At 69.8% G+C, this 26978-nt stretch carries 23 protein-coding genes, 1 tRNA gene and 2 rRNA genes; 13 read left to right on the top strand and 13 right to left on the bottom strand.

The window, feature by feature from the left end:
* The first annotated feature begins 40 nt into the window (after positions 1 to 40).
* Positions 41 to 2959: ribosomal RNA gene (locus tag K6T36_RS02025) — 23S ribosomal RNA — on the top strand.
* Between the two features lie 111 nt (positions 2960 to 3070).
* Positions 3071 to 3192 (top strand): 5S ribosomal RNA (gene rrf, locus K6T36_RS02020).
* A gap of 184 nt (positions 3193 to 3376) precedes the next feature.
* Here the strand turns inward: rrf and K6T36_RS02015 are convergent.
* The 6 genes from K6T36_RS02015 to K6T36_RS01990 form a co-directional block, all read right to left on the bottom strand.
* Positions 3377 to 3598 (bottom strand): DUF1328 domain-containing protein, encoded by a 222-nt coding sequence (locus tag K6T36_RS02015; protein WP_222922369.1) that lies wholly within the window; start codon positions 3596 to 3598, stop codon positions 3377 to 3379.
* 171 nt (positions 3599 to 3769) lie between these two features.
* Positions 3770 to 3844 (bottom strand) — tRNA-Glu (locus K6T36_RS02010).
* A gap of 103 nt (positions 3845 to 3947) precedes the next feature.
* Positions 3948 to 5288, bottom strand: a complete 1341-nt coding sequence (locus tag K6T36_RS02005; protein WP_222922368.1) for an amidase — start codon at positions 5286 to 5288, stop codon at positions 3948 to 3950.
* Between the two features lie 129 nt (positions 5289 to 5417).
* Positions 5418 to 5573 (bottom strand): DUF7563 family protein, encoded by a 156-nt coding sequence (locus K6T36_RS02000; RefSeq protein WP_222922367.1) that lies wholly within the window; start codon positions 5571 to 5573, stop codon positions 5418 to 5420.
* A gap of 89 nt (positions 5574 to 5662) precedes the next feature.
* A complete protein-coding gene (locus K6T36_RS01995) occupies positions 5663 to 6811 on the bottom strand; it encodes a metal-dependent hydrolase family protein (protein ID WP_222922366.1) in 1149 nt (382 codons plus the stop codon).
* 179 nt (positions 6812 to 6990) lie between these two features.
* On the bottom strand, positions 6991 to 8340 hold the full coding sequence (locus tag K6T36_RS01990) for an ABC transporter substrate-binding protein (protein ID WP_222922365.1): 1350 nt from the start codon (positions 8338 to 8340) through the stop codon (positions 6991 to 6993).
* Between the two features lie 123 nt (positions 8341 to 8463).
* Here K6T36_RS01990 and udk point away from each other — a divergent pair, with 123 nt between their 5' ends.
* Complete coding sequence (udk, locus tag K6T36_RS01985) at positions 8464 to 9141, top strand: uridine kinase (RefSeq protein ID WP_222922364.1); 678 nt, start codon at positions 8464 to 8466, stop codon at positions 9139 to 9141.
* A 133-nt stretch (positions 9142 to 9274) separates the two neighbouring features.
* On the opposite strand, the gene K6T36_RS01980 is transcribed toward udk, so the two are convergent.
* Complete coding sequence (locus K6T36_RS01980; RefSeq protein ID WP_222922363.1) at positions 9275 to 9604, bottom strand: DUF5785 family protein; 330 nt, start codon at positions 9602 to 9604, stop codon at positions 9275 to 9277.
* A gap of 48 nt (positions 9605 to 9652) precedes the next feature.
* Positions 9653 to 10021: a hypothetical protein gene (locus tag K6T36_RS01975; RefSeq protein WP_222922362.1), complete on the bottom strand. Its 369-nt coding sequence runs from the start codon at positions 10019 to 10021 to the stop codon at positions 9653 to 9655.
* 139 nt (positions 10022 to 10160) lie between these two features.
* Here K6T36_RS01975 and K6T36_RS01970 point away from each other — a divergent pair, with 139 nt between their 5' ends.
* From K6T36_RS01970 to K6T36_RS01940, 7 genes are all read left to right on the top strand, one after another.
* Positions 10161 to 11495, top strand: a complete 1335-nt coding sequence (locus K6T36_RS01970) for an MFS transporter (RefSeq protein ID WP_222922361.1) — start codon at positions 10161 to 10163, stop codon at positions 11493 to 11495.
* A gap of 677 nt (positions 11496 to 12172) precedes the next feature.
* Positions 12173 to 14296, top strand: coding sequence for a ribosome rescue protein RqcH (gene rqcH / locus K6T36_RS01965; RefSeq protein ID WP_222922360.1), 2124 nt, complete (start codon positions 12173 to 12175; stop codon positions 14294 to 14296).
* Between the two features lie 2 nt (positions 14297 to 14298).
* Positions 14299 to 15021 carry a DUF4013 domain-containing protein gene (locus tag K6T36_RS01960; RefSeq protein WP_222922359.1) on the top strand — a complete coding sequence of 241 codons (723 nt, stop codon included), beginning with the start codon at positions 14299 to 14301 and terminating at the stop codon, positions 15019 to 15021.
* A 24-nt stretch (positions 15022 to 15045) separates the two neighbouring features.
* Positions 15046 to 15786: a DUF4013 domain-containing protein gene (locus tag K6T36_RS01955; protein ID WP_222922358.1), complete on the top strand. Its 741-nt coding sequence runs from the start codon at positions 15046 to 15048 to the stop codon at positions 15784 to 15786.
* A 90-nt stretch (positions 15787 to 15876) separates the two neighbouring features.
* On the top strand, positions 15877 to 16944 hold the full coding sequence (locus tag K6T36_RS01950; RefSeq protein WP_222922357.1) for an mRNA surveillance protein pelota: 1068 nt from the start codon (positions 15877 to 15879) through the stop codon (positions 16942 to 16944).
* A gap of 2 nt (positions 16945 to 16946) precedes the next feature.
* Positions 16947 to 17483, top strand: a complete 537-nt coding sequence (locus tag K6T36_RS01945) for a GNAT family N-acetyltransferase (RefSeq protein ID WP_222922356.1) — start codon at positions 16947 to 16949, stop codon at positions 17481 to 17483.
* 120 nt (positions 17484 to 17603) lie between these two features.
* Entirely contained in the window at positions 17604 to 18923 is a 1320-nt protein-coding gene (locus K6T36_RS01940; protein ID WP_222922355.1) for an MFS transporter, read from the top strand.
* A gap of 6 nt (positions 18924 to 18929) precedes the next feature.
* Here the strand turns inward: K6T36_RS01940 and K6T36_RS01935 are convergent, their stop codons facing one another.
* The 3 genes from K6T36_RS01935 to K6T36_RS01925 all read right to left on the bottom strand — a co-directional run bounded on the left by K6T36_RS01935 (position 18930) and on the right by K6T36_RS01925 (position 20785).
* The gene (locus K6T36_RS01935; RefSeq protein ID WP_222922354.1) at positions 18930 to 19409 is read right to left on the bottom strand and encodes a hypothetical protein; all 480 of its coding nucleotides are present in this window, start codon (positions 19407 to 19409) and stop codon (positions 18930 to 18932) included.
* 36 nt (positions 19410 to 19445) lie between these two features.
* The gene (locus K6T36_RS01930; protein ID WP_222922353.1) at positions 19446 to 20444 is read right to left on the bottom strand and encodes an ornithine cyclodeaminase family protein; all 999 of its coding nucleotides are present in this window, start codon (positions 20442 to 20444) and stop codon (positions 19446 to 19448) included.
* A gap of 89 nt (positions 20445 to 20533) precedes the next feature.
* Positions 20534 to 20785, bottom strand: coding sequence for a DUF8015 family protein (locus K6T36_RS01925; RefSeq protein ID WP_222922352.1), 252 nt, complete (start codon positions 20783 to 20785; stop codon positions 20534 to 20536).
* A 158-nt stretch (positions 20786 to 20943) separates the two neighbouring features.
* Between K6T36_RS01925 and K6T36_RS01920 the strand changes: the two genes are divergently transcribed.
* From K6T36_RS01920 to K6T36_RS01910, 3 genes are all read left to right on the top strand, one after another.
* Positions 20944 to 21906 carry a mechanosensitive ion channel family protein gene (locus K6T36_RS01920; protein WP_222922351.1) on the top strand — a complete coding sequence of 321 codons (963 nt, stop codon included), beginning with the start codon at positions 20944 to 20946 and terminating at the stop codon, positions 21904 to 21906.
* A gap of 73 nt (positions 21907 to 21979) precedes the next feature.
* A complete protein-coding gene (locus K6T36_RS01915) occupies positions 21980 to 23560 on the top strand; it encodes an APC family permease (protein ID WP_222922350.1) in 1581 nt (526 codons plus the stop codon).
* Between the two features lie 101 nt (positions 23561 to 23661).
* A complete protein-coding gene (locus K6T36_RS01910) occupies positions 23662 to 24591 on the top strand; it encodes a DNA-3-methyladenine glycosylase family protein (RefSeq protein WP_222922349.1) in 930 nt (309 codons plus the stop codon).
* Between the two features lie 24 nt (positions 24592 to 24615).
* On the opposite strand, the gene thiD is transcribed toward K6T36_RS01910, so the two are convergent.
* Together thiD and K6T36_RS01900 are read right to left on the bottom strand one after the other, a co-directional pair.
* On the bottom strand, positions 24616 to 26001 hold the full coding sequence (gene thiD / locus K6T36_RS01905; protein ID WP_222922348.1) for a bifunctional hydroxymethylpyrimidine kinase/phosphomethylpyrimidine kinase: 1386 nt from the start codon (positions 25999 to 26001) through the stop codon (positions 24616 to 24618).
* 3 nt (positions 26002 to 26004) lie between these two features.
* Positions 26005 to 26934, bottom strand: a complete 930-nt coding sequence (locus tag K6T36_RS01900; RefSeq protein WP_222922347.1) for a sulfide-dependent adenosine diphosphate thiazole synthase — start codon at positions 26932 to 26934, stop codon at positions 26005 to 26007.
* Positions 26935 to 26978: the final 44 nt, after the last annotated feature.

Genomic DNA, 26978 nt, shown 5'->3' with positions numbered 1-26978 from the left:
CGTCCACTGGACCCGTTCACCGGGTCACAGTGTACCATCAGTCAACTGGCTACTGTGCCAGCTGGTGAATGGCTCGGCTCGAGAGCCGACGACGGACGTGCCAAGCTGCGATAAGCCGTAGGGAGCCGCATGGAGGCGAAGAACTACGGATCTCCGAATGGGAATCCCTCTACAATTGCTTCGCGCAATGGGGAACGCTCCGAATTGAAACATCTCAGTAGGAGCAGGAAGAAAAATCAAACCGAGATGTCGTTACTAACGGCGAGTGAACGCGACACAGCTCAAACCGAAGCCCTCACGGGCAATGTGGTGTTCGGGCTGATAACAATCGGAACACTCTCACGAGAAGTCTCCTGGAACGGAGCACGATACAGGGCGACAGTCCCGTATCGTGAGTGTGTTCCGAGGATCAGTTCCCAGAGTAGCGGGGGTTGGATATCCCTCGTGAATATCTCAGGCATCGACTGAGAAAGCTAAACACTCCTCGAGACCGATAGCGAACAAGTAGCGTGAGCGAACGCTGAAAAGCACCCCGAGAAGGGCGGTGCAATAGGGCCTGAAATCAGCTGGCGATTGAGCGACGGGGCTTGAAAGGCCCCACTCAGAATGACCGAGGCGCGAGCCTCCAGTAAGACGAGTGGGGAGCCGAAGTCGCGTCGTGCGTTTTGAAAAACGAACCAGGGAGTGTACTTCTCCGGCGAGTCTAACACGCGCATCGTGGAAGGCGCAGGGAAACCGATATGGCCGCAGTCTTACGACGAGGGCCACCGTGTTCAAGCGCGGGGAGTCGAAGAGGTACGACCCGAAACCGAGTGATCTACTCCGAGGCAGGATGAAGCGTGCCGAAAGGCACGTGGAGGTCCGTTAGCGTTGGTGTCCTACAATACCCTCGCGTGATCTTGGAGTAGGGGTGAAAGGCCCATCGAACTCGGCAACAGCTGGTTCCGACCGAAACATGTCGAAGCATGACCTCTCCCGAGGTAGTTCGTGCGGTAGAGCCACCGATTGAGAGACCCGCCTCCGAGAGGAGTCGGCCTCTCTGTCGAACTCCGAACGTACGAACGCTGTCGACGGAGGGAGTCCGGTGTCCCGGGGTAAGCTTGGGCACCGTGAGGGGAACAACCCAGAGTTAGGTTAATGACCCAAAATGTGGATTAAGTGTAATCCTCTGAAGGTAGTCTTGAGCCCTAAACAGCCGGGAGGTGAGCTTAGAAGCAGCTACCCGCTAAGAAAAGCGTAACAGCTTACCGGCCGAGGTTCAAGGCGCCCAAAATGATCGGGACTCAAATCCACTTCTGATACCTAACCGTCCCTGTAAGAAGGGAACCGTGTAGGTCGGCGTACTGTCCGGATGGAAGCTCGGGTGAGAACTCGCGTGGACCGCACAGTAACGACAATCCTGGTCACAGTAGCAGCGATATTCGGGTGCGAACCCCGAAGGTCTGAAGGGTAAGAGTTCCTCGGCACTGCCAATCAGCCGAGGGTTAGCCGATCCTAAGTCCGACCGTAATTCGAATCGGACAACCGGGTAACTGGTTAATATTCCAGTGCCACCACGCACTGAAAGTCGACGCTTTGGGAACTGGTGAGCCGGGCATTCGCCCGGTCGAATCAGGGAATCCCGTGGAAGCCGTAACGGCACGAAGCGAGAGAAGCCTGAGACAGCGCAAGTCACCACTACCTAGAGCCCGTGAAAAGACGAGCGTGGTGTTCGTATCGAGATCCGACACAGGTACCCTGGCAGAGCAAGCCAAGACCGACGGGAACAACCGACGTTAGGGAATTCGGCAAGTTAGTCCCGTACGTTCGCAATAAGGGATGCCTGCCTTTCGCGAGGCAGGTCGCAGTGACTCGGTGGCTCCGACTGTCTAGTAACAACACAGGTGACCGCAAATCCGCAAGGACTCGTACGGTCACTGAATCCTGCCCAGTGCAGGTATCTGAACACCTCGTACAAGAGGACGAAGGACCTGTCAACGGCGGGGGTAACTATGACCCTCTTAAGGTAGCGTAGTACCTTGTCGCTTCAGTAGCGACTCGCATGAATGGATCAACGAGAGCCACACTGTCCCAACGTTGGGCCCGGTGAACTGTACGTTCCAGTGCGGAGTCTGGAGACCCCCAAGGGGAAGCGAAGACCCTATAGAGCTTTACTGCAGGCTGTCGCTGAGACGTGGCCGCTGACGTGCAGGATAGGTAGGAGTCATTACACAGGTACCCGCGCCAGCGGGCCACCGAGACATCACTGAAATACTACCCGTCAGTGGCTGCGACTCTCACTCCGGGAGGAGAACACCGGTAGCCGGGCAGTTTGACTGGGGCGGTACGCGCTCGAAAAGATATCGAGCGCGCCCCAAGATTTCCTCACGCGGGACAGGAACCCGCGGAAGAGCGCAAGAGCACAAGGAAGTCTGACAGTGTCATTCCAAGCGAGTGACGCTGACGCGAAAGCGTGGTCTAGCGAACGGATCACGGGCCTCAATGGCCCGGATTTACGACAGAAAAGCTACCTTAGGGATAACAGAGTCGTCACGCGCAAGAGCACATATCGACCGCGTGGCTTGCTACCTCGATGTCGGTTCCCTCCATCCTGCCCGTGCAGAAGCGGGCAAGGGTGAGGTTGTTCGCCTATTAAAGGAGGTCGTGAGCTGGGTTTAGACCGTCGTGAGACAGGTCGGCTGCTATCTATTGGGGGTGTTACGGTACTTGACGGGAACGGTCGTATAGTACGAGAGGAACTACGACTGGTTGCCACTGGTGTATCGGTTGTCCGAAAGGGCAGCTGCCGAGAAGCTACGCAACACGGGGTAAGAGCTGAACGCATCTAAGCTCGAAACCCACCTGAAAAAGAAGTACCACCGAGACCACTCGTAGAAGACGAGTTCGATAGACTCGGGATGTACGCGCCGAGGCAACGAGGCGTTCAGTCCACGAGCACTAACAGGTCAAGCCACACTCATATGCACTGGGACCCGTTCGTGAACGGGTCCAGGCGTTACCTGGATTGCACGTACATATCGGTCGAAGACCGACGTTGGCACCTCATCGGATCGTTCCCGATGGTCGGCCTTCGGGCGGCCACAGCGGCGGGGCACCACCCGTACCCATCCCGAACACGGAAGTTAAGCCCGCCAGCGTTCCGGCAAGTCCTGGAGTGCGAGAGCCTCTGGAAACACCGGTTCGCCGCCCACCACTCATACGCAACACACAACGGCCCACCAGCACCATGCTGGTGGGCCGTTCTGCATTTATAGACAGACGCACGTACACGCCGCCAGCGACGGCTTCGTCGATCGCCGTCGTCGAACCTATCCAACAGTGGCAACGCAGGTCGTTCGGAGGCTCCCGACCGGGGGTTCCCGTTCGGGTCCTCAGTTCAAAGCACCAGCGTGACGACCGTGAGAACGAGGAAGACGATCACGAGCCACTTCGCGATCGTCATGCTCACCCCGGCGACGCCCCGGGCACCGAGGACGGCCGCGACGAGCGCCAGCACGAAGAAGACGACCGCGTACTGGAGGAACTCCCCGCTGAAGAACTGCAGCGGGATGGAAGCCGACAGCGATCCGAGTCCGGCAACCGCGGCTGTGTGTGGCATGGGTGTCCTCGTTCTCGGTACACAGTCGGATTGTTACGACGTACGTACGCTCCCGTCCGGTCGAACGATGGATCCCGAACGCGATACGCACCGAGCGGGAGCTCCTCGCGATGACACGGACGGAGCCCGTCGGAAAGGAGAGGTTACTCGACGGGCGGAACGGAAGAGAAGTGCTCCGGCAGGGATTTGAACCCTGGTCATTGCCGTGAGAGGGCAATATGATTGGCCGGACTACACCACCGGAGCGCGGTGATGCACTGCGTGTGTGCATCTCAGCGTACGCCTGTGACCTGTAAAACGGTGTCGGTTCGCCCCCGCCGTGTGTGGGTTTGGCGTGCCAGCTGGCGGGCTATGCGGCGTCGTCGACGGCCTCCGCGATCCCGTCGGCCCACGACAGGAGCCGTTCGTCCTCGCCGAAGCCGGCGGCGACTTGCACGCCGACGGGGAGGCCGTCCACGTCGCCGGCGGGGAGGCCGACCGTCGGAACCCCGGCGTGCGTCCACGGGAGGTTCATCACCGGGTCCCCAGTGTCGTCGATCCCCTCGGGCGCCGGCCCGGGAGCCGCCGGCGCGACCCACGCGTCGATACCGTGCTCCGCCGCGGTCGCCGCCAGCGAGCCGCGCAGCGCGTCCCGCCCGCGTCGACCCCGGATCAGCGCCGAAACCGGCGCGGACCGCCCGTCCTCGATCAGGTCGCGGGTCGCCTCGGCGTAGCGATCGGCGTGCTCGTCGTACCACTCGCCGTGGGCGAGCGCGGCCTCGGCGGCGACGAGGGTGTCGTGTCGGTCGTTCACGTCGTCGATGTCGGGGATCGCCGTGACGCGGACGAGGTCGTACCCGGCGGTCGCGAGCGCATCGAGCGCCCGCTCGAACACCTCCCGCCCGGCGTCGGACACCTGATCGAGGTACGGACCGTCCGGGACGCCGAGCGTCGGCGGCCCGTCCGGCTCGCTCGCTCGCTCGCCGTCCCACCCGTCGAGGAGGACCGAGGCCGCGAGCGACGCGCCGGCGACGTCGCGCGTGAAGGTTCCGACGTGATCGACGGACGCCGCCAGTGGGATCACCCCGTCGGTCGGGATCCGGCCGCGGGTGGGCTTGAAGCCGACGACGCCGCAGAAGGCCGCGGGCCGGATGACCGAGCCCACCGTCTGGGTCCCGAGCGCGAGCGGCGCGGTGCCGGCGGCGACGGCGGCCGCCGACCCGCTCGAGGACCCGCCGGGCGTCCGGTCGAGGTCGTGCGGGTTGCGCGTCGGTCCCGGCGCGAAGTACGCGAACTCGGTCGTGTGCGTCTTCCCGGCGACGTATGCGCCGGCCGCGCGGAGCCGTCGGACCGCCGTCGACTCGGGGCCCGCGAGGGCGGCCGCGGGAAGCTCCGACCCGGCTCGGGTCGCCAGCCCGTCGACGTGGAAGATGTCCTTGACGCCCACGGGGACGCCGAACAGCGGCGGACGGTCGCCGCCGGCCGCGCTGTTCGTCGAGGGGTCCGCCCCGCCGTGTCGCGCCTCGAGGGCTTCGGCTTCGGCGGTCAGCCACGCGCGGGGCTTCCCGCCCTCGACCCACGCGCGAACGTCGCCGTCGCGGTCGTCGATGCGGTCCCGAACGTCGTTCGCGTACGCCCCCGGGGTTCGTTCGCCGGTTCGGAGCGCGCGTGCGAGGTCGGCGAGCGCCTCGCCGGTGAGATCTGTGCGCATGCCCACCACTTCCCTCGGTCGGGTAGTAGTTCTTCGGAGGGACTTCGGTTATTCGTCGTCGGAGGGGCGTCGGCGATCCGCTCCGTATGACGGACGGAGCGACCGAGGGGTCACGGCGATCAGATCCGATCAGCTCCGTTTCGACCGCGCGTCGCGAACGTCGGCCCCGTCGCGCAGCTTGTCCTCGCAGTTCGGGCACACCCGAACGGTCTCCAGCCCGTCGGGCGCGAACACCCGTACGTACCCTTCGGTTACGAACCCGCCACAGTTTGTACACTCGGGCATCGAGCGGACCAATTCGTTTGATCGCTAAAAAGCCACGCCCCGGATCTCGCTCGGCTGTACCGAGCGAGCGACCCCGTGGGGTCGACCGATCAGACGACGCGGTCGCCCGCGACGAACACCGCGCTCGGGTCCTGCCAGGCGTCGGCGTCCTCGGCGGGGTTCCCGTCGAGGACGACCAGGTCCGCGCGGTAGTCCTCGGCGACCCTGCCGGCGTCGTCGAGCCCGCACAGCCGTGCGGCGGTGACGGTGGCGGCCTCCAGCGCCGCCTCGGGGCTCATCCCGAACTCGACCATGTACGACAGCTCGTCGGCGATGTTGTCGAACCGGTTGAACGGCGTGCCAGCGTCGGTGCCCATCGCGATGTCGACGCCCGCGGCCTCGGCGTGGTCGAACGAGGAGGCGAACGCCTCGGCGGCCTCGGTGGCCTTCGCCATCGCCGACTGCGGGATCCCGGAGCCGGGGTTCTCGACGATGTTCTTCAGCGCCGCGGCGGTGGGCACCCAGTACGTCCCCTCGGCGGCCATCGCCTCCGCCGCCTCGCGGTCCATGAACGTGCCGTGCTCGATGCTGGTGATGCCGGCGTCGACGGCGTTGAGCAGTCCCTCCTTCCCGTGGGCGTGTGCCGCGGTCGGGACGCCCTTCGCGCTCGCGGCGTCGACGAGCGCCTCCAGCTCCTCGTAGGTGAGCTCCGGCGCGCCGGTCTGTGCGCCCTCGGTGAGCACGCCCCCGGTCGCCATGCACTTGATCACGTCGGCGCCGCGTTTGAGCTGCTCGCGGGCGGCCCTGCGGACCTCGTCGGGACCGTCGGCCTCGCGGCCGAACCAGTGGCCGTGGCCGCCGGTCATCACGACGTTCTCCCCACACGCGAGCACGCGCGGGCCGACGAGCCGCCCCTCGGCGACCGCGCGGCCGGCATCGAGCGCGAGCGTCCCGTTCGCGCCGAGGTCGCGAACCGTCGTCACACCCGCCTCCACGGCCGTTCGGAGGTTCGCGGCGGCGATGTACGCGTGGTCGAAGTCGCTCTCGTCCTGTGCGGTCGCCACGTCCGGGCGGCCGTCCATCATCAGGTGAACGTGCGAGTCGATCAGGCCGGGGGCGACGAACTGTCCGCTCACGTCGGTCTCGGTGTCGCCGCGTCCCACCTCGCCGACGGCGACGATCTCGCCGTCCGCGATCGCCACGTCCGCCTCGCGGGCGCCGTCGGCGTCGACGACGGTTCCGTTCTTGAGTACGTGCATACCCTGGCTGCGGCCGGGGAGGGCCTAAATCCGAGGGTCGCGGCGGTCGAGGGCGGTGAGACGGAGCGGGGGCCGGTCGACGGATGAACGGACGGGCGAACCGACGGGTGGGAGCGAGCCGGCGGCTGTTGACGTGTGGACGCGAAAAAATCCGAACGCGGTCGACCGCTGTCGGCCGATCAGGCCTCGAAGTCGATGGTGCTGACCGTCTCGACGTTGCCCTCCACGTCCGTGTTGTACTGGAGGAACGCGTACGTGACGGCCGTCATGTCGCCGTTCTCGTCGAAGTCGACCGACGAGGAGGCCCCCTGGTAGTACACGTCATCGCCGTTCGCGACGGCCCGCAGCCCCTCGGCGAGGTTCCCGGGCGTGACCTCCATCCCGTCGTTGGGGTTGGCCACCGCGCGCATCTCCTCTTTGATCACGTCGCCGTCGTTCTCGCCCGCCTTGACGTTCGCGAGCAGGCAGACGGCGGAGGCGTCGTACGCGTGGGCGTTGAACACGCCGGGCGAGCGGTCGTACTCGTCCTCGTACAGCGAGACGAACTCCTCCTGGCCGGGGCCGGTCGCCTGCGGCGTCGTGGCGTACACGTTCGCCATGTCGTTGCCGACCTCGTCCGGGAGCGTCGGGTCGACGAGCCCGTCGGTCACCAGCACCTCCGTCTCGTTGTCGTAGTTCGCGTAGAAGTCGCGGAAGATCTGGATCCCGGAGGCCGGGTAGCCGATGACGACGAGCATGTCCGGCGAGTCGCCCATCGCCGTCGACAGCGGCGAGGTGTAGCTGGACTGCTCCTGCTCGAACGCGACCGACTCCTGGACCGACCCGGAGTAGTTGTCCGCGAACGACTGGGAGAACGAGTCGGCCAGCGCCTGCCCGTAGTCGTTGTTGACGTACAGGATCGAGGCGCTGGAGTTGTCGAGCTCCTCGTTGGCCACCTGCGCCATGACCTGTCCCTGCAGCGCGTCCGAGGGCGCCGTCCGGAAGATCAGGTCGTCGTCGTCGAGCGTCGTCACGTTGGGCGAGGTCGAGGACGGCGAGCAGCCGATCATCCCGTTGGGGATGAACACCTCGCGGGTGACCTGAAGGTTCACACCGGAGGAAGCCGGCCCGCAGACGGTCGGGTAGCCGGCGTTCGCGAGCCCGTTGGCCGCCTGGATCCCCGCCTGCGGGTCGGTCTGGGTGTCCTCGACCGTCTGGTCGAACTCGACGGGCATGTCGCCGGCGGCGCGGAGCTGCTTCACCGGGAGCGTCCCGCCGTCGCGGATCGGACCGCCGAGCGACGCGAGGTCGCCGGTGAGCGGCATCAGCACCGAGTGCATCACGGTCCGCATCGACTCGGAGTCGTCGGGTGCCTCGGTGGTCTCCCCGTCGGCTTCGGTCTCCTCGTCGTCGCCGCCGCCGTCACCGCCACCGCCGCCGCCACCGTTTCCGCCGCCCGATTCGTTCTGGGTGATACATCCTGCGAGTCCGACAACGCCTGCCGTGCCGGCGCCCTTCAGGACGTCACGGCGATCGATCTTGCGTGCCATGTGAGAGCCAATGCCGTAGCCGTTTATAAAGTTGACCGAATGTGAACGGTACACACGGGAGCGTCGAGCACGGGACCGGCGGACCGACACGCCCAAGCCGACGCGCTGGGGATAACTCAGCGAATGACGTACCCCTCGTTCGTCGTCGGCATCGCCGGGGGGACCGGCGCCGGAAAGACGACCGTCTCCCGGATGATCACCGAGCGCGTCGCCGACTCGGTGACCCGCATCCCGCTCGACAACTACTACCGGGACCTCTCGCATCTCGACCTCGAGGAGCGCGCGGAGGTGAACTACGACCACCCCGACGCGTTCGAGTGGGAACTCCTCCGGGAACACCTGGAGACGCTGCTGTCGGGCAACAGCGTCGAGATGCCGCAGTACGACTTCGAGATCCACAACCGCAAGGAGGAGACGGAGACCGTCGAGCCGACCGACGTGATCGTCGTCGAGGGGATCCTCGCGCTGTACGACGAGGAGATCAACGACATGCTGGACCTCCGCCTGTACGTCGAGACGGACGCCGACGTGCGTATCCTCCGGCGCATCGAGCGCGACGTGGTCGACCGCGGGCGCGACCTGGAGGGCGTGATCGACCAGTACCTCTCGACGGTGAAGCCGATGCACGAGCAGTTCATCGAGCCGAGCAAGAAGCACGCGGACCTGATCATCCCCGAGGGGGCCAACCGCATGGCGATCAATCTGCTCGAGGAGAAGCTCCAAAACGAGGTCGAGGGCGAGGGGACGCGCACGTGGGAGCGCGAGGACTTCGAGCGCGAGATCGGCGGACGGACGCGGTGAACGGGGCCCCGCACCGACGCCGGGTCGGCTAGACCCCGAACACGGTTGTACGCGACCGGATGCGACTACTCGATCCGACGTTCATCGGAGACGGTCGAGGGTCGCGCGATCCGACGCGGCGAACCCGACGGCGCTATCCGCGCGTGCGGGTGAACGCGTCGGCGCCCTCGTACGTCCAGTAGTCGTTGGCGCGCATCGTCTCGCCGACGGCCTTGTGGAAGGCGACGATGTCCTCGAACTCGGCGTCGTCGTCGATGTGTTCGAAGATGTCGTCGACGGAGACGACGGTGTCCGCGTCCAGTCGGACCGGGTGGTCGCCGAACTCCTCGCGGTAGTCGCCGGCGCGAAGCGGGAAGTCCTCCTCCTCGTCGACCTTCTTCACCAGCACCGCGTGCCCGTACTTTCGGCGTCCCTCGCTGCCCTCCTCGCCGTCGGGGTCGTGGGGCCAGTCGTGCGCGCTCATTACCCCGCGGTAGTCGCGGGGGGCGATTAGTCGTTTCGTTTCCGACGGTCAGTCGTCGTCGACGGCGTACGTCGCGAGCGTCGCCTCCGACCGGAGGCGCTCGGCCTTCAGCCCGAACGCCTCGCCGGCGTGCCCGTCACACAGGCGAGGGGTCGTCGCCTCGACCGGGTAGCCCCTGGTCTCGGAGTGGTCGTCGGGGCCGTCGTCTAGATCGATGCGATGGACCGGGAGCGCGAGGGCGCCCGGCCGCGAGCAGAACAGACACGCCCCGCTCGGGTCCGCGTAGCCGCCCCGGAGGACCCGGCCGAACTGCTCGCGCTCGCACTCCGAGCACAGTCCGGCGAGCGTTCGGCCGTCGTGTTCGCGCACGAGCGCCCGGTTGTAGCGGACGGGAGCGCGGCAGTGGATACAGTACATCGGTCCTTCGAGAGAGCCTGGGCGGAGCGATTCGTGTTCGGCATATTAAGTTCTTCGAGCCACGTCGTATCGTTGATATTTCCTGGAGCTCGCCGGCCGTCGGGACTCCCCGGCCGGTCGTGCCGACACCGACGCGTACATGCCGCCGGAGTGGCCTCGTTCGCGTGTGAACCGGAACGACAGGTCCATCGTCGGGCTCACCATGCTGGCCCACGGGATGGTCCACACCTACGAGCTGTCCATTCCGATCTTCATCCCCATCTGGCTGGCGGAGTTCGACGTGGTGGCGCTGGGCCCCGTCGAGGTCGCGGTCACCTCCGCGACGCTCGGGCTGTTGGTGACGGTCGGCTACGGGCTGTTCGGCCTGGGCGCGCTCCCGGGCGGGGTGCTCGTCGACCGCGTGGGATCGAGACGGCTCATCACCGCCTGCCTCGTCGGCATGGCCGCGTCCTTCGTCCTGCTCGGGGTCGCGCCCGGGCTCGTGTCGATCACCCTCGCGATGGTGGTGTGGGGCGTCTCCGCGTCGGTGTACCACCCGGCCGGGCTCGCGCTGCTCTCGAAGGGCGTCGAGGAGCGCGGCACCGGCTTCGCGTACCACGGCATGGCGGGCAACCTCGGCATCGGGCTCGGGCCGCTGCTCACGACGCTCATGCTGTTGGCCCTCGACTGGCGGACGGCCGCAGCGATCCTCGCGGCGCCGGCGCTGCTTGCGGCGCTGTACGCCGTCCGAGCGAGCTTCGACGAGACGGCGGCCGTGGAGGCCGCCGCCGACGGCGGCACGGACGCGGGCGACTCGAAGGCCGACGCCGGGGTCGACTCGTTCTCGGAGTTCGTCGCCGAGTCGCGCGTGCTGTTCACGGGCAGCTTCGCGCTCGTGTTCCTCGTCGTGATGCTGTCGGGGCTGTACTACCGGGGCGTGCTCACGTTCATGCCCGAACTGCTCGACGACCTCCCCGGCTTCGCCCCGGTCGCCGTCGGGTCGCTGCTGCCCGGCGGGGTCGCCGACCTGCTCGGCGGGCTCGGCGGTCGGGAGGTCTCGCCCGCGAACTACGTCTACTCCGGCCTCCTGATGGTCGGCGTCGTCGGCCAGTACGTCGGCGGGAAGCTCACCGACCGGATCCCCGTCGAGCGCGGGATCGCGCTCAGTTTCGGGGTGCTCGGCGTGCTTGCGCTGTTGTTCCTCCCGGTCGCGAACCTCGGGTTCGGGCCGTTCCTCGTCTTCGGCGCGGTGCTCGGCGCCGCGCTGTTCGTCGTCCAGCCGTTCTACCAGGCGACCGTCGCCGAGTACACCCCCGCGGGCACCCGCGGGCTGTCGTACGGCTACACCTACCTCGGCGTCTTCGGCGTCGGCGCCCTCGGGGGCGCTGTCGCCGGCACCGTGTTGACGTACGCGAACCCGCCGACACTGTTCGGCGTGCTCGCGGCCATCGGGTTCGTCGCCTCGGCGACGGGTGTGGTGCTGGCGCGCAGGTAGGCTCGGTCGTCGGTCGAGTTCCGAATCCGATCTATTGCGGTGGCGCGCGCCGGCTGACCTCCGTGTCAGCCGGACGCGCGCGAGGGTCACGCGAGCGGTGCGCGGTCGAATGGAATGAGACCGCGATTGCGAACGGCGAACGTAGTGAGCCGTGAGCGGAGCGAGTGTGACCTCGTCAGAGCTTGCTCTGACGTAGGATGAGTGAGGAGTGCGAGCCCGAGCGAAGCGAGGGCTCGACGCGAACGGGGAGCGAAGCGACCCGTGAGCGACGACGAGCGAATCGGTTGGGGAGGTCGTGGTGCGGTCGCGGCAGCGGTGGGTGCGACTGAAAGGGGCCACGGCTCTGCGGGAAGGCGGACGAAGCAAGCACTGGAGCGAGGGCGAAGCCCGAGCGAAGTCGTTCGAGAGACGCGAAGCGTCTCTCGTGATGCTGCCAGAACGCGGAGCGTTCTGGCTGCTGACCGGACGCCGGAGGCGTCCGGTAATGACGAGACGGCGGAGCCGTCTCGAACCACGCGCAGCGAGTCCCCCCCCACTGCAGAGCCGTGGGGGCTTTCATGGACACCGAATATCGGACACCGATCTCCACGTGTCGCGATGGCGAACAACGATACGAGCGAATCCACATCAATCCCGCAACGCCCAAACACCCGCCCCAAGTACCCACACACAATCAGATGGACCCGAAAACCGAGATGACGAGCGTCGACCTCGCCGCCCTCGCCGGGGAGCTCTCCCGGTACGAGGGCGCGAAGGTGGACAAGGTCTACCTCTACGGCGACGACCTCGTCCGCTTCAAACTCCGCGATTACGACCGCGGGCGGGTCGAACTCCTCGTCGAGACGGGCGACGTGAAGCGGTGTCACGTCGCCGACCCCGCGCACGTGCCGGACGCGCCCGGCCGGCCACCGGAGTTCGCCAAGACGTTACGTTCGCGGCTCGCCGGCGGGGAGCTCGCCGACGTTGCTCAATACGAGTTCGACCGCATCCTCACGTTCGACTTCGAGCGCCCCGACGCGAACACGACGGTCATCGCCGAGCTGTTCGGCGAGGGCAACGTCGCCGTGCTCGACGAGACCGGCGAGGTTCAGCGCAGCCTCGAAACCGTCCGGCTCAAGTCCCGGACGGTCGCTCCCGGGAGCCGGTACGAGTACCCGCAGTCGCGGATCAACCCCTTCGACGTGCGCTACGAGGTGCTCGAAGCGAGGATGGAGGAGTCCGACACCGACGTGGTGCGCACGCTCGCGACCCAACTCAACATGGGCGGCCTCTACGCCGAGGAGTTCTGCACCCGCGCCGGCGTCGAGAAGGCGCTCGACATCGCCGACGCCGGCGAGGCGCAGTACCGCGCGATCTACGACGCGATCCGGCGGATGGGCGAGCGCCTCCGGTCCGGGGATCTGGACCCTCGCGTCTACCTGGAGGACGGAGCGGTCGTCGACGTGACGCCGTTCCCGCTGGAGGAGCGCGAGGGAATGGAGTCGGAGGCGTACGACGACTTCAACGCCGCGCTGGACGCGTACTTCCACCGGCTCGACCTCACGGAGGACGAGGAGGTCGACGACTCGCCCGACTTCGAGGCCGAGATCGCCAAGAAGCAACGGATCATCGACCAGCAGGAGGGCGCGATCGGCGACTTCGAGGAGCGCGCGGAGGCCGAGCGCGAGAAGGCGGAGGCCGTGTACGCCCACTACGACCTCGTCGCCGACGTGCTCTCGACGATCCAGGCCGCCCGCGAGGAGGGGCGAGGCTGGGAGGAGATCGACGAGACGTTCCTCGAGGGCGCCGACCGCGGCATCCCCGAGGCCGAGGCCGTCCGGGGCGTCGACGGCTCCGAGGGGACCGTCGACGTGGACCTCGACGGGACGGTCGTCACCCTCGACGCCGCCACCGGGCCCGAGAAGAACGCCGACCGGCTGTACACGGAGGCCAAGCGCATCGAGGAGAAGAAGGAGGGCGCGCTCGCGGCCATCGAGAACACCCGCGAGGAGCTGGAAGCAGTGAAACGGCGCAAGGAGGAGTGGGAGGCGGCCGACGGCGACCCCGACGCCGAAGGCGGCGACGAGGAGGACGACGCCGACGGCGACGAGGCCGACGAGCACGCGGACGTCGACTGGCTCTCGCGGCCGTCGATCCCCGTCAGGCAGCAGGACCACTGGTACGACCGCTTCCGCTGGTTCGAGACGAGCGACGGCTTCCTCGTCATCGGCGGGCGCAACGCCGACCAGAACGAGGAGCTCGTGAAGAACTACATGGAGGGGCGGGACCTGTTCTGTCACGCACAGGCCCACGGCGGCCCGGTGACGATCGTCAAGGCGACCGACCCCTCGGAGGCCGCCCGCGACGTGACCATCCCCGAGCAGTCGCGCGAGGAGGCCGCACAGTTCGCCGTCTCGTACTCCTCGGTGTGGAAGGACGGCCGCGGCGCCGGCGACGCGTACGTCGTCACCCCCGATCAGGTGTCGAAGACGCCCGAGTCGGGCGAGTACATCGAGAAGGGCGGGTTCGTCATCCGCGGCGAGCGCGACTACTACCGCGACATGCCCGCCGAGGTCGCCGTCGGCGTCCAGGTCGATCCCGAGACGCGGGTGATAGGCGGGCCGCCGAGCGCGATCGAGGAGCGCGCGGAGACGACGATCCGCCTCACGCCCGGACGCTTCGCCCAGAACGACGCGGCGATGAAGTGCTACCGCGAACTCAAATCGCGGTTCGCCGACCAGGGGTTCGTCCGCAAGGTCGCCTCCGCCGACCGGATCCAGGAGTTCCTCCCGCCCGGCGAGAGCGACATACACGAGGCGTAACCGTGCTCAGCGAGGCGCTTCGCTACCCGCTGGGGCCCGCGAACGACCGCGGCGCGGCGGCGGAGGCGCTCGCGACCGGCGGCGGGCTCCACCTCCTCGCCGCGATCGTCGCGCCGCTGTGGCCGCTCACGCTGCTCTCGCCGGTCGCGATCGTGGCGGTCGTCGGCTACCTCGTCCGCGTGCTCGGCGCCGCCGGCGACGCGGACGACCCCGTCACGCTCCCGACGTTTCGGCGTCCGCTGTCGCTGCTACGGGACGGACTCGTCGCGAGCGCGGTCTCCATCGCGGTTCTGCTCGTTCCGGTCGTCGTCCTGCTCGTCACCGTCGGCGGGGCGGTGTCGGGGGCGGCCGGCGGCGGCCCCGTCGACCCGACGACACCGCTGGGGTACGGCGTGACGCTCGTCGGCGGGACGGTGAGCCTGCTGCTCGCGGTCGGCATCGCGTATCCGCTGCCGGCGATCCTCGCGGGGTACGCTCGTGCGGACCCGGCCGGGACCGTTCGCGCACGCGTCGCCGCGGGGATCTCGTCCCGATCGCTTCGTCGGACGGTCACCTCCGGGCGGTACTTCTACGCGTGGACCGTCGGCGCGGTGCTGCTCGCGTTCGGGGCGGCGCTGGCCGGCGCCGGGAGCCGGACCGCCCGGCTCGTCGGCTTCTTCGGGCTGTTCTACCTGGAGGTCGCGGCCGCCGCGGCGTGGAGCCGCGGGATCGGTGGAAACCGTTAACCACGCCCCTGGTGACGGTCGGGTATGTTGGAGGACGCGCTCGGGTACCCCCTGCGAACGGACGACCGCGTCGCCACGCTCGTCATCGGCGGCGCGCTGATCGTCGCGAGCGTGTTCGTGCTGCCGGCGTTCGTGTTGCAGGGGTATCTCCTCCGGGTGCTGCGTTCGGCGGCGACCGACGAGCGCGCGGCCCCGTCGTTCACCGACTGGGGGGAGCTGTTCGTCGACGGGCTGAAGCTCGTCGTCGTGCAGGCGGCCTACGGCCTCGTCGTCTCGATCCCGATCGTCGCCGCGGTCGTCGCGCTCTTCATCGGCGGCGTTACGGGCAGCGTCACGGGCAGCGACGCGGGGGTCGCGGCGTTCGGCGCCGTCGGCCTCCTCCTCGTGTTGGCCGCGACGCTGCTGTCTATCCTCGTCGCGTACGTCATGCCGGCGGCGATGACTAACTTCGCGCTCGCGGGCGAGTTGGGCGCCGCCTTCGACGTCGAGGCGCTTCGCGAGGCGGCCCTCTCGGGGCGGTATCTCGTGGGCGTCCTCTTCGGGGTCGTGCTCGGAGCCGTGATCAACAGTGTCGCCGGTCCCTTCGCGCTGATCCTGATCGGGATCCCCGCGCTGTTCTACGGGCAGGTCGTCACCTACTACTGCTTCGGCCGCGGGTTCGCCGAGGCGACCGACGCCGTCGCCGCGGACGCGAACGAGCCCGCGGAGGAATCCCCGGACGCGGGCGGCGCGTCCGAACCGAGGAACCCGAGAGCGGGTCGGTGAGGTAGTCTCCGGGACCCGTCCGGGAGCTGTGCCCCCGGCGTGGGTCCACGTCTCGGAGGGCCTTTGTACGCGCCCGACGCACTCGCGGATATGCGAATCGACTCGCGCGGCCGCGGCGAGGAGGGGCGCGAGCGCCTGACGGTCACGCCCGAGACGACCGACGACCTGTGGCACCTCTCGCACGTCCTCGAACCCGGCGATCTGGTCGAGGCCGACACGACCCGCCGGGTCACCCGCGACGACGACCAGCTCCGCGACACGGGCGGCGAGCGCGAGCACATGCGCGTCACCCTCGAGGTCGAGGACGTGGAGTTCGCCCGCTTCGCCAACCGGCTGCGCGTCGGGGGCGTCATCGTCGGCTGCTCGCGCGAGGACGAGATCGGCCACCACCACACGATCAACGTCGAGGAGCGCTCGGAGATCACCGTGGAGAAGCGCTTCAAGGCCGACCAGATCGAACGCATCGAGGAGGCAGAGGAGGCCACCGGGGCGCCCGACGTCGCCATCGCGACCGTCGAGGAGGGCGCCGCGTACATCCACACCGTCCAGCAGTACGGCACCGAGGAGTACGCGAGCTTCACCAAGCCCACGGGGAAGGGTGAGTACGCCCGCCCCCGCGACGAACTGTTCGACGAGCTCGGCTCCGCGCTGTCGCACCTCGACCCCGAGGCGATCATCCTCGCGGGTCCGGGGTTCACGAAGAACGACGCCAACGAGTACATCGACGAGCACTACCGGGACCTCAGCGACCGGATCTCCGTCGTGAATACCTCCGCCGCCGGCGACCGCGGCGTCCACGAGGTGCTCAAGCGCGGCGCCGTCGACGAGGTGCAACGCGAGACGCGCATCGCCCGCGAGGCCGAGCTGATCGACGAGCTCACCGAGCGCATCGCCGAGGGCGCCAAGGCGACCTACGGCGTCAACGAGACGATGGAGGCCGCCGAGTTCGGCGCCATCGAGACGCTTCTCATCGTCGACGAGCGACTCCGCGCCGAGCGCCAGGGCGAGGGCGACTGGGAGATCGACGTGAACGACCTCGTCGAGACCGCCGAGCAGAAGGGCGGGGACGTGGTCGTCTTCTCGGAGGAGTTCGCGCCCGGGCAGCAACTGAAGAACCTCGGCGGCGTCGCCGCGCTCCTGCGGTACCGCCTCCAGTGACGATGCCCGAGGACGAGACGTCGGCGGAGGCCGACCTCGCTCCCGCGGACGCCGACTGGACGGCCACCGTCGTCGCCGCCGAGGCCGACTGGGACGCCGTGGTCGACCTTCGAATGGCCGTCTTCGTCGACGAGCAGGGCGTTCCGGAGCACCTCGAACTCGACGAGCACGACGAGAACCCGCTGGAGTCGGACGTGGACCACCTGCTCGTCCGCGACGCCGCCGGCGACGCGGTCGCGGTCGCCCGCCTCCGCGCGGTCGGGGCCCACGAGTACGGCGCGCTGGCGGAGGGCGCGGAGCGCGTCGCGAAGGTCGAGCGGATCGCGGTCGCCGGCGACCGCCGCGGCGAGGGGTGGGGCGCGCGCGTGATGACCGCCGTCGAGACCCGTGCCCGCGAGCGCGGGCTCTCGGAGGCGGTGCTCCACGCGCAGACGCGGGCGGCCGGCTTCTACGAGCGGCTGGGGTACGCCGTCGACGACGCGGTCGGCACGTTCGACGAGGACGGCATCGAGCACGTTCGGATGCGCCGCGAGCTCTGAGGCGGCGCGATCACTGGGGCGCCGCGAACTCCGAGCCGCCCCAGCCGGTTGGGTCCCGCCGTCGATCGGATCGCCGTGGCCCGAAGGTACAAGCCCCGGTGTGCAACACAGGGCACACAAATGGCCATTCCCCGCCGGTATCGACGCCACTTGATGTGGGCGACGCTCGCGTTCGGCTTCCTGTTCGTCAACTTCTTCCGCAACTCGACGGCCGTGCTCTCCGGCGATCTCGCCGCCGTCTTCGACGCGACCGCCTCGGAGTTGGGGCTGCTCCACTCGTCGTTCTTCTACGTGTACGCCGCGGCGCAGCTCCCCGCCGGGCTGGTCGTCGATCGGTACGGGCCCCGCCGCGTCGTGTCGATCGGGCTCGTCGGCATGGCCGCCGGGGTCGCGGGCTTCGCCGCGGCCGACTCCTTCGCGGTCGGCTTCACCGCGCGCTTTCTCGCCGGCCTGAGCGGCGCGGCGATCTACGTCGCGGTCCTCCGATTCTGCGCCAACTGGTACGCGCCCGAGGAGTTCGCGACGATGACGGGCTTCACCATCGCCGCCGCCGGGATCGGCGGCGTGCTGGCGACGACGCCGCTGGCGCTGGCGGCCGAGGCCGCCGGCTGGCGCTCGGTGTTGTACGCCGCCGCCGCGGGGGTGCTGCTCGCGGGCCTGGCGGTCGGCGGCTTCGTCCGCGACCGACCGGCCGACCCCGAGGACCGCCCGGAGGGGGCGGACTCGGGAACCGACACCGACTCGCTTCGGGAGGTGCTCGCGGGCGCACGCCGCGTGCTCGGCGACCTCGACACGTGGCTGATGGGGACGACGCTGTTCCTGATCTTCGGGCTCAACTTCACCGTCGTCGGCCTGTGGGGCGTCCCCTACATCGTCCATCTGTACGACGTGCCGGTGGCGACGGCCGCCTTGGCGGTGCTCGCGGCGAACATCGGCTTCGCGGTCGGCTCCCCCGCCTTCGGCGCGCTGTCGGACCGAACCGGCCGCCGAACGGAGGTGATCGTCGGCTCGTGTCTCGCGTTCGTGATCGCCTACGGCGTCGTGTTCGTCACCGTGACGCCGCCGCTGTTCGTCGTCGCGCTGGCGCTGTTCGTGGGGATGGGCATCACCGGCGGCGCGTCCGTGGCCTACACGGTCGCGAAGGAGCGCCACGCCGCCGACAGCGGCGCGGCCACGGGCACGGTCAACGGGATGGCGTACTTCGGGGCGGCCGTCTTCCCCGCGGTGCTCGGCGCGGCCCTCGACGCCTACTGGACCGGCCGCGTCGTCGACGGCGCGCGGGCGTATTCCGTGGCCGGCTACCGCGTCGCGTTCGGGATCGTCGTGCTCGGCGGCGTGATCGCGACGCTGTGTGCGATCGCGCTCCACGTTCGCGTGCGCCGTCGCGAGAGGCGGTCGCCGGACGCGCCGGGGACCGCGTCGACCTCCGGCGGCGACTGAGGGGGATCAGAAGTCGCCCGACAGCGCGACGCCCGCACGCGCCAGCGACACGGGCGCGAGACCGACCCCGATCGCGGTGACGGCGTACGCGGCGATGGCGTACACCTCCGGTTCCGGTCCCGGCCCGCCGAGCGCGACGACGACGCTCGCGACGGCCAGCATCGCCACGGCGATCGCCCCCTCGACGACCGCGAGGGCCAGCGGGATCCCCGTCGGCCGGGCCCCGGCGTCGGCGTAGGCGACGACGCCCGCGACCGCCCGCGCGACGACAGACAGCCACAGGAGGGCGACGACGACCATCGCCGCGAGGATCGCGGCCCCGAGTCTGCGCCCGCCGGGGTCCGGGATCCGGCCGGGCCCGACGAGCGTCACGAGCACGGCGACCGCGCCGACCAGAACGACGAGCGCGAGCCCGCCGCTGACCGCGATCAGCGGCGACTCGCGAACGCGGGTTCGGAGGGTAGACGGGGCCGGGGGTTCGGACACGTATCGGGGGTGGTCGTCGTCGCTATCAGTGTCGTTCTACTCCCCGGTGAGCGCCTCGCTCGCGGGCGCGAAGTCGATGGTCTCCCCGAGGCCGGCGTCGACGGCCTTCTCGTACAGCAGGTACGCCGACGCGGCCGTCTCGATCCCGGTGCCGCCGGAGTCGAAGACGGTGATCTCGTCGTCGCTCGTCCGGCCGGGCTCGACGCCGGCGACGACCTCCCCCAACTCGGCGTGGATATGGTCCTCGTCGACGACGCCGGCCTCCAGCGCCGAGAGGAACGACCCGGCGTCGTGCAGCGCCCGGGCGCGCAGGTCGGGAACGTACGTCGCGCGCTCGATCGTCTCGTGGTCGAGTTCGCGCTTGTCCGCGTTGTACTGCCCCATCGCGGTGACGTGGGTACCGGGGTCGAGGTCGGCGCCGTCGAACACGGGCTCGGCGGCGTTCGTCGCGGTGATCACCACGTCGGCGTCCTCGACGGCGGCCGCGGCGCTCGCGACGGCGGCGACCGACGCGTCGAGGCGCTTGTTCATGTCGCCCGCGAACTCCTCGCGGTGCTCCTTCGTCGGGGAGTACACCCACACCGTCTCCAGGTCGCGGACGGTCGCCGTCGCGCGCAGCTGCCCCCGCGCCTGCGCGCCCGAGCCGATCACCGCGACCGAGGTCGCGTCCTCGCGGGCGAGCGCGTCGACGCCGACGGCGCCGGCCGCGCCGGTCTTGTGGGGATTCATCGAGGCGCCGTCGAGCAGCGCGAGCGGCTCGCCCGACTCCGCGTCGAACAGCGGCGTCATGAACCACGCGTCGCGCCCGCCGAACCCGGCGGAGTAGGTGTACCCGCCCATCGCTCCCGTCTCCGGGAGCACCGCGGCGTAGGTGGTGAGGAACCCGGGCGGGTCGGCGTTCACGAGCTTCGTCCGCGGCTCCGCGGGCGCTCCTTCGCCGATCTGGCGGTAGGCGTCGCGAACAGCGTCCACGTACTCCGCGGGGTCGGCCAGTCCGGCGACCTCCTCGCTCGTCAGGAACAGCGTCTCCGTCATGTGCGGCGGTTGGGCCGCGGTGGTGAAAAGCGTGGCCGGCATCGTGCGACCCGGAGTGTCCGAAATGACTCCGGCCGAACCCAACCGGATCAGTCGGCGTTCTGCGGCGAGCCGGGGGACCCGTCGGCGCCGGGGCCGGCCGGACGCGCCGGCGCGTCCGGAACCGTCGTACCGGGGGCGGGGCCGCGAACGAACATCGCGTGGGCCACGAGCCCGGCCGCGACGGCGCCCCCGACGGGAACGGCTACCTGCATCGACCAGCCCAGCCCCTCCAGCGCGAACGTGGTTCCGAGCAACGCGGCGGGGATGAGGCCGAGGACGTAGTCGTAGTAGCCAGTCATAGACAACACATACTATGGATAGGTGTAATATAGGTGTTTCCCATAGCTGTTCAGTCGGTCTTCACGTGGCGACAGCGAACCACGGGATAACTTATGAAACGGGCCGTTGCGTCCCGATCGATGCCAACGGTTTTGCTCCCGCCGGGACAGGTCCGCCCGTGCGACGACCGATCGGCTACGTGTCCGTGGCGGCCGCCCTCGTCGCGGCGGTCGCCGCCGGCGTCGTCCGAGCGACCACGCCGCTTTCGGACCTGGCCGTGCCCGGGCTCGGCGACACGCCCCCGGACGCGGCGGCGGCGACGGCGCTGTTGGCCGCCTCGGTGGTGCTGTCGGCGAACGGGGCGTACTTCGTCGTCTACGGGGTGGCCGCTCGACGGGCGAGCAAACGTCGCGCCCACGACGTACGCAACGTCCTCCGGCTGGTGTTCGGCGGACTCGCGCTCGCGGGCGTGCTCGGCGTGCTCACCGACCAGTGGGTCGGCCTGCTCGTCTCCCTCGGCGTGGTCGGCTTCGCAATCACCTTCGCGCTCCAGCAGCCGCTGCTGTCGCTGGTCGGCTGGTTCTACCTCGTTGTGAAGCGTCCCTACGCCGTCGGCGACCGCGTCCAGCTGGGCGAGGTCACCGGCGACGTGGTCGAGGTGGACTTCCTCGTGACGACGCTGTGGGAGGTGAACGGCCCGCTCGTCTCCACGAACCAGCCCTCCGGCCGGGTGGTCACCGTCCCGAACAGCCTGGTGCTCTCCTCGGAGGCGGTGAACTTCGCCGGGGCCGGCTCCCCGTACGTCTACAACGAGCTCTCGGTGCAGGTTGCCTACGAGACGGATCTCGAGTTCGCCCGCGAGCGAATGACCGGCGTGGCCGCCGACTACCTCGGCGAGGAAATGGGCGACGCCGTCGACCGCTACCGGGATCGACTCGACGAGACCGCCGTCGACCTGGATGTCGCGGACGGCCCCTCGGTGAACGTCGTCCAGCGGGAGTCGTGGGTCGAGCTCCGCCTGCGCTACCTTGTCCACCACCGCCGCGCGACCCGCGTCCGCAACGACCTCTACGAGCGCGTGCTCGCCGAGTTCAACGAGGCGCCCGACCGCGTGGCGTTCCCGGTCAGCCGGAACCGCTGACGACGCTCGCGCGTGTCCGACGGCGCCGCCCACCCGCCCGCGGACTTTTGCTACTCCGTCCCACACTCCGGATATGGATACGGGGCGACTCCTCGGCGTCGTCCGCGGGACGGCCCGGCCGGCAGGCCTCGGGATCGCCGCCGCGCTCGGCGGCGGGCTGTTGTACGTCCCCGACGGAGTCGCTCAGGGAACCGGTCCGCCCGCGCCGGCAGCGTATTTCCTCGCCGGCTGCGGGGTCGTCTGTCTGGCGGTCGCCTTCGCGGTCGTCGCGTCGGGCCCGTTCGCCGACCGGGGGCCGGTGTACGGGTCGGTCTCGCGGGTCTGGGGGTCCCGGTTCGTCGGCGCGTTGGCGGCCTGGCCCGCGCTCGTCGGCTACGTCGCGCTCGTCGCGCTGCTGGCCGAGTGGCTCGGCCGGCTCGCCCCGCTGCCGCGCAGCACCGGTGCGTACGTCGCCGGCACGCTCGACGCGCCCACCGGGCTCGCGGCCGTCCTCGGGGTCGAGTCGGTCGCGCCGCCCGTCGGCGACGCGGTCGCAGTCGCCGCCTGCGCCCTCGCGCTCGGCGTGCACCTGCTTGGGAGACGCCGCGCCGCGGGGGCGGCGGCGCTGTTCGCCTGGTCGGTTGTCGCCGGGCTCGCTGCCATGCTGATCGCGGCGTTCGTCCCAGGGATCGGGGAGTTCGTCCCCGGGAACTTCGACCCGCTGTACCCGACCGAGGGGCTCCGGAGCGCCCCGCTCGCGAGCCTCGTCGGCGGCGTCGGCGCGGCGCTGTTCGCCTTCCTCGGCGTCGAGGCGGCGGCATACGGAGTCGGCACGAGCGGGCGTTCGGAGCGCGAGGCTTCCAAGACGGATCGTCCCACGAGCGACGCGGGGATAGGGGCGTCCGACAATGGGTACGAAGCGTACACCCCGGTCGTGGCCGCCGCCGTGCTCGCGGTGCTGGTCTCGCTTGCAGCGCTGGTGGCGCTCGGCGTCGTCAACTGGGTCAGGCTCAACCTCGCGGACGTTCCCGCGGCCGACGCGATCGCTGCGTACCTCCCCATCGACACCAACGGGCTCACGGTCGCGGTCTCGCTCGTCGCGGGGGTCGCCGCCCTGGTGGCGCTCGCCGTCCCCGCGGCGCGCACCCTCGCCGGGGTGGCCGAGCTGTTCCCGCCGCTTCGACGACGAACCGACGACCGGCCCGGCCTCGCGTTCGCGGTCGTCTACGCCGTCGCGGCGGCGCTGGCCGTCGGGGATCTCGTGGCGCCGGCGTTGTACGTCGCCGTCCCCGGACTGGCCCTGTCGTATCTCGCGGTCGCCGTGACGGTCGCGGCGATGCCCTCCCGACGCCCCGACCTGTGGGCCGCGTGTCCGGTCCGGCCCTCGGGGTCGCTCGGCCGGGGAACGATCCTCGGGGGCGTCGCCGTCGCGACCACGGTGCTAGGGGTCGCGCTCGCGAGCGATCCGGCGACGACCCTGTCGTTGACGCTCCATCGCGTCGCGCTCGCGGTGTTCGAGTTCGAGCTCGTGGCCGACCCGCTGGGCGGGCACGTCCTCGCGCTGCTCGCCGTCGAACTCGCCGGCGCCGGCCTGTACGTCGTGCTCGGCGACTACCGGGCGTCGACCGGGGCGGACCTCCCCCCGCTGGATGCCGCCGCCGAGGAGGGGGAGTGACCCCGGAGACGAGGGGTGACCCCGGACGCTCGGCCCGCCGACTCGCCCGCGGCCCGCCGGAACCGTAACCCGGAACCCGCTGGCGGTGCTGGTGATCCCCAATGGAGACCGGGGCCATTCCCCTCGAATCGGTCGGCCCGTTCGACCTGCAGGCGACCGTCGAGAGCGGTCAGACGTACCTGTGGGACCGCGCGGACGGGAACATGTACGGGACGATGTCCGCCCACGGCGGCGACCACTGGTACGAGACGGTCGTCCCCCCGATAGCGGGCGTCAGCGACGAGCGCGCCGTCGTCCGCGTCCGCCAGACCGACGGGCGGCTGGAGTGGGAGTCGACGACCGACGCGGTCCCGATCCTCACGCACCTCCTTCGCCTGGACGACGACCTCGACGGGATCCTCGATTCGACGCCGGATCTGCCCCTGTTGAACCGGGCGTACGAGCGGTACCGCGGGATGCGACTCGTCCGCGACCCGCCGTTCGCCTGTCTGATCTCGTTCATCTGCTCGGCGCAGATGCGCGTCGGCCGGATCCACGGGATGCAGATGGACATGGCCGAACAGTTCGGCGACCCGGTCGAGTTCGACGGCCGAACGCTCCACGCGTTCCCGACGCCCGAGCAGCTCGCCGCGCGCACCGAGGACGAACTGCGCGACCTCTCGTTGGGCTATCGCGCGCCGTACGTCCAGCGCACCGCCGAGATGGTCGCCGGCGACGAGAGCCGTGAACACGGCGAGGCCGACCCGGCCGCCGCCCGCGACATGGCATACGAGGACGCCCGAGAGTACCTGACGCAATTCGTCGGCGTCGGCGAGAAGGTGGCAGACTGCGTCTTGCTGTTCTCGCTGGACTTCTTGGAGGCGGTTCCCCTGGACACCTGGATCCGGACCGCGATCGCGGACTACTACCCCGAATGCGACGCCGGCGGCTACACGGAGACGAGCCGCGCGATCCGGGAGCGCTTCGGCGGCGAGTACGCCGGCTACGCGCAGACCTACGTCTTCTACTACCTGCGCGCCGGCGGGGAGTAGCTGCCGGCGGCCGACGATTCGAACTCAGTCGCCGTCGACGCCGGCGGCGACGAGCACTCGATCGACCACCGTCGCGGCCGAGTCCCCGAACACCCGCGCCATCGGTTCCTTGCCGTGGGCGCCGTCGTCGACGATCGCGACCGGCGCGCGCGCCCTGTCGGCCATCGCCGTCACGGCCGTCCAGTCCATCGTCCCGGGGGCGTCCGCCGGCTCCTCGCGTCGGTCGACGCGGACCACGTCGCCGAGTTCCGCGAGCCGGTCGACGGCCGCCTCGGTCGGCCGGACGTTCGCGACCGCGCGCGCCCCGGGGTCGACCTCGCGGACGCCACACAACAGGCGCGCGAGGTGGTCCGAGGCGCCGCGGGCGACGCCGCCGGCGGCGCGTACCCCCTCACCCGTCGCTCGGAGGCGTCCCTCGACGGCGACAACCTCGTCGGGCTGGCGCGCTCCGGCGGGCGACGCCGCGACGTTCGTCCCCACCTCGGGGACCGCGTCGGCGACCGCCGGCCCGGCGCGTTCGAGCCGGCCGACCGCCTCCCGGAGTCGGGCGGCGGCGGCGGGCGTCGCGGCGTCGGTCCGCGTCGCGCCGAGGTGGTTCACCGGGCCCCGACCGTCCCCGTAGGGGAGCCCCCGCGGGAGGGTTCGGTCGAGGTACGACTCCGCGGCGGCGACCGCCGCCCGCGGCGACGCGCTGTCGGCGAGCTCGGCCGCGATCGCCGCCGAAAGCGTGCAGCCGGTGCCGTGGGTCGCCTCCGTGTCCACGCGGTCGCGCTCGAAGCGCGCGGTCCCTTCGGGACCCGCGAACGCGTCGACGACGCCGTCACCCGGCCCCGGGTCGAGGTGGCCGCCCGTCACGAGGGCCGCCTCGGCACCGGCCGACCGAAGGTCACGGGCGGCCGCCAGCGCGTCCGGGGGCGTCGCCACCTCCCGCCCGGTCAGCAGCTCCGCCTCGGGTGCGTTCGGGGTGACGACGGTCGCGCGGTCGAGCAGGCGCTCGCGGAGGGCCTCGACGCCAGACTCGTCGAGCAGCCGGGCACCCGAGGCGGCGACGACCACGGGATCCACCACCAGCGGAAGCGATTCGGGGAGTGCCTCGGCGACCGCCTCGACGCACTCGGCGTCGCCGAGCATCCCCGTCTTGGCGGCCGCGACCGGGAGATCCGAGACGACCGCGCGGATCTGGGCGGCGACCTCCCCGGGCGGTACCGGATGCGCCGAGTCGACGCCGCCGGTGTTCTGTGCCGTGACGGCGGTGACGGCGGCCGCGCCGAACGCGCCGCGGGCGGCCATCGCCTTGAGGTCGGCGGCGACGCCGGCGCCGCCGCCGCTGTCGGTGCCGGCGACCGTCAGCGCGACCGGCGGGGTCGCCGGCGGGTCGCCGGCGCGGTTCGGGGCCGTGGGGTCGGCCACGGCTTAGTCGTCCGCCGGGGCCGGGGTCGACCCGCCGAGTTCGACCGGGGAGGCGTCCACGCCGAGTTCCTCGAGCGCGACCTCGGCCGCACGCTTGCCCGAGACGAGCATCGCGCCGAAGGTCGGCCCCATCCGGGTGAGCCCGTGGGTCGTCGCGGTCGCGAGGCCGGCGGCGATCAGGCCGTCGTGGACGACGCCGGTCTCCTCGACGACCTTGTCCTCGCTGTCGGAGACCCACATCGAGTCGTGACCCGGCGAGTCGTGGCCGGGGGCGCCGTACTCCCCGTCGGCGGTCCCGTCCATCCCGGTGTTGTGCTCGCCTGCGTGCCCGATCCCCGGGGCGTCGATGACGCCGCGCTCGTGGAGCTTCGAGACGACGACCGCCTCGTGGCCCGTCGCGTCGATGACGAGGTCGGACTCGACGGCGATCGGGTCAACGCAGGTCAACTCGCGCGGAAGCGAGTGGACCGGCGTCCAGTTCACCACGGCGCCGGCGACGCGGTGGTCCTCCCGAACCACCACGTCGGTGAACTCGGTCATGTTCTGGATCCGCGCGCCGGCGGCACACGCGGCCTCGATCAGCGCCGACGAACAGTGCGGGGCGTCCGCGACGTGGAGGCCGGACGCCTCGTCGCTCTCCTCGTACGGGACGCCGAGCTCGTCGAGGATCCGGTCGGCCGGCTCGCGCACGGTGAGCTTGTTCATCAGGAAGCCGCCGAGCCAGAAGCCGCCACCGAGGTAGTTGTTCTTCTCGACGACGGTCACGTCGACCCCGCGCTCGGCCAGCTCCTTCGCGGCGGTGAGCCCCGAGGGACCGCCGCCGATCACGATGACCTCCGTCTCCGTGCCGTCCATGAACTCCCCGTGCCATGAGTCGCCGATGGCTCGGGTGACCTGTGCCTCGCTCGCGTCGGTGAAGCCGTCGAACTGCATGCGACTACCTAGTAATATTACTGGCTATTAGTCGTTTCTCACTC

Origin of the sequence: Halobaculum roseum (genome assembly GCF_019880245.1) — an archaeon.
Classification (GTDB): Archaea; Halobacteriota; Halobacteria; order Halobacteriales; family Haloferacaceae; genus Halobaculum; species Halobaculum roseum.
The sequence above is the reverse complement of the archived record's forward strand: the minus strand, read 5'-3'. Positions and strand labels throughout refer to the sequence as shown.

What these genes read in the sequence shown, in the direction of transcription:
- K6T36_RS02015 (WP_222922369.1), bottom strand. Translation starts at nt 3,598, where the DNA reads ATGCCACACACAGCCGCGGTTGCCGGACTCGGATCGCTGTCGGCTTCC.
- K6T36_RS02005 (WP_222922368.1), bottom strand. Translation starts at nt 5,288, where the DNA reads ATGCGCACAGATCTCACCGGCGAGGCGCTCGCCGACCTCGCACGCGCG.
- K6T36_RS02000 (WP_222922367.1), bottom strand. Translation starts at nt 5,573, where the DNA reads ATGCCCGAGTGTACAAACTGTGGCGGGTTCGTAACCGAAGGGTACGTA.
- K6T36_RS01995 (WP_222922366.1), bottom strand. Translation starts at nt 6,811, where the DNA reads ATGCACGTACTCAAGAACGGAACCGTCGTCGACGCCGACGGCGCCCGC.
- K6T36_RS01990 (WP_222922365.1), bottom strand. Translation starts at nt 8,340, where the DNA reads ATGGCACGCAAGATCGATCGCCGTGACGTCCTGAAGGGCGCCGGCACG.
- udk (WP_222922364.1), top strand. Translation starts at nt 8,464, where the DNA reads ATGACGTACCCCTCGTTCGTCGTCGGCATCGCCGGGGGGACCGGCGCC.
- K6T36_RS01980 (WP_222922363.1), bottom strand. Translation starts at nt 9,604, where the DNA reads ATGAGCGCGCACGACTGGCCCCACGACCCCGACGGCGAGGAGGGCAGC.
- K6T36_RS01975 (WP_222922362.1), bottom strand. Translation starts at nt 10,021, where the DNA reads ATGTACTGTATCCACTGCCGCGCTCCCGTCCGCTACAACCGGGCGCTC.
- K6T36_RS01970 (WP_222922361.1), top strand. Translation starts at nt 10,161, where the DNA reads ATGCCGCCGGAGTGGCCTCGTTCGCGTGTGAACCGGAACGACAGGTCC.
- rqcH (WP_222922360.1), top strand. Translation starts at nt 12,173, where the DNA reads ATGGACCCGAAAACCGAGATGACGAGCGTCGACCTCGCCGCCCTCGCC.
- K6T36_RS01955 (WP_222922358.1), top strand. Translation starts at nt 15,046, where the DNA reads ATGTTGGAGGACGCGCTCGGGTACCCCCTGCGAACGGACGACCGCGTC.
- K6T36_RS01950 (WP_222922357.1), top strand. Translation starts at nt 15,877, where the DNA reads ATGCGAATCGACTCGCGCGGCCGCGGCGAGGAGGGGCGCGAGCGCCTG.
- K6T36_RS01945 (WP_222922356.1), top strand. Translation starts at nt 16,947, where the DNA reads ATGCCCGAGGACGAGACGTCGGCGGAGGCCGACCTCGCTCCCGCGGAC.
- K6T36_RS01940 (WP_222922355.1), top strand. Translation starts at nt 17,604, where the DNA reads ATGGCCATTCCCCGCCGGTATCGACGCCACTTGATGTGGGCGACGCTC.
- K6T36_RS01930 (WP_222922353.1), bottom strand. Translation starts at nt 20,444, where the DNA reads ATGACGGAGACGCTGTTCCTGACGAGCGAGGAGGTCGCCGGACTGGCC.
- K6T36_RS01925 (WP_222922352.1), bottom strand. Translation starts at nt 20,785, where the DNA reads ATGACTGGCTACTACGACTACGTCCTCGGCCTCATCCCCGCCGCGTTG.
- K6T36_RS01915 (WP_222922350.1), top strand. Translation starts at nt 21,980, where the DNA reads ATGGATACGGGGCGACTCCTCGGCGTCGTCCGCGGGACGGCCCGGCCG.
- K6T36_RS01910 (WP_222922349.1), top strand. Translation starts at nt 23,662, where the DNA reads ATGGAGACCGGGGCCATTCCCCTCGAATCGGTCGGCCCGTTCGACCTG.
- K6T36_RS01900 (WP_222922347.1), bottom strand. Translation starts at nt 26,934, where the DNA reads ATGCAGTTCGACGGCTTCACCGACGCGAGCGAGGCACAGGTCACCCGA.